Source organism: Coprococcus sp. AF21-14LB (assembly GCF_003458885.1).
Lineage (GTDB): Bacteria > Bacillota > Clostridia > Lachnospirales > Lachnospiraceae > UBA9414.
Window position 1 is genome coordinate 1 of the sequence record NZ_QRVX01000126.1, and the last position, 1,176, is coordinate 1,176.

A 1,176-nucleotide genomic window follows, 5' to 3' on the forward strand; every position below is an offset into this window, starting at 1 on the left:
TTTTCTCATTTTTACGAAAAAGTTTCAGGGGCAGATTTGACTCATGTGAGTCAAATCTGCCCCTGTTTGGAACTATCTATTTCCCGACAGCCCGTTCTTATGTCCATTTTAAAAAAAGGAAAGGTAAAAAGCTATGATTATTACAGGAATGAAACATTTTGAAAGCGTATGCCAGAAGAAAATGGTGGAGTGGTACAAAAAAAATAGACCAGAAACACCGATTAACTTAGGGAATGTGTTTATTGTCTGGTCTTGCAAGACATTGCAGAACTACAAATGTCTGGCATCTACTACAGTATCTGGCGATGGAATCTATGCAGAATATACGTTTAACGGAGACAAGCAGGAACTCTATGAGGATGTTTATAAGAAACTCACAAATACTTGCCATACAGAAGAATGATGCAAAAATATAAAATAACCAAAGATGCGGATACGTTGGCGCCGAAATGGCTAATAGACCGCATAGACTACAAGACAGTAAAATTCCTGCGTGTCATCCGTGACGGCGCAGAAGTATTGAAAGGAGTGAGGATAGATGACCAGACAGCGAAAATCGGAGACACGATTTGCTTTGATGGTAAGCGGTTATCTGTAGAAAGGCGGTGATCCAATTATCTTCCACCGGTGAGAAACAACCGGGACAGTAAAGGAGTGATGAATTTGATTGTAGTAAAAATCCGTGAAAATAGCTTGACGATAGATGGCCACGCCGGGTATGCAGAACCCGAAAAAGATATTGTATGCACAGGAGTAACAGCTCTTACGCAAACGCTAGTAAAATCCATAGAGGATTTGACCGAGGATAAAATATAAGAAAGGTATCTTCATGATAATTTATTTTATTATAGAATATCTGTTATAACCTCATTTACAAAAAATTCACATTCTCCACGAGAGAAACGACCTTATAGTAAGACAGGTTATACTCAGACGTCTTGATTTCAATCCACATTCCCACAAAGGGAACGACCGCAATCGAAGCATTAGAAAAGCAGTTGCCGAAATTTCAATCCACGTTCCCACGAAGGGAACGACTACATGATCTGTCATACATGTATCCCCCTTTCAATTTCAATCCACGTTCCCACGAAGGGAACGACCGTTCTTGCAACCACGATTATTTTGTCCTAATGCTATTTCAATCCACGTTCCCACGAAGGGAACGACCACTAG

Annotated in this window: 3 protein-coding genes; all 3 read left to right on the forward strand. The window is 40.1% G+C overall.

Annotation, left to right across the window (positions count from 1 at the left end; translation table 11 throughout):
• Positions 1-133 precede the first annotated feature (133 nt).
• Genes DWX73_RS13300 through DWX73_RS13310 form a run of 3 tightly spaced genes read left to right on the forward strand, consistent with a single transcriptional unit; the run spans position 134 to position 816 of the window.
• A complete protein-coding gene (locus tag DWX73_RS13300) occupies positions 134-403 on the forward strand; it encodes a DUF6275 family protein (RefSeq protein WP_118349133.1) in 270 nt (89 codons plus the stop codon).
• Positions 404-438: 35 nt separating this feature from the next.
• On the forward strand, positions 439-609 hold the full coding sequence (locus DWX73_RS13305; protein WP_242996916.1) for a hypothetical protein: 171 nt from the start codon (positions 439-441) through the stop codon (positions 607-609).
• Between the two features lie 54 nt (positions 610-663).
• A complete protein-coding gene (locus tag DWX73_RS13310; protein WP_242996917.1) occupies positions 664-816 on the forward strand; it encodes a ribosomal-processing cysteine protease Prp in 153 nt (50 codons plus the stop codon).
• The last annotated feature ends 360 nt before the right edge of the window (positions 817-1,176 follow it).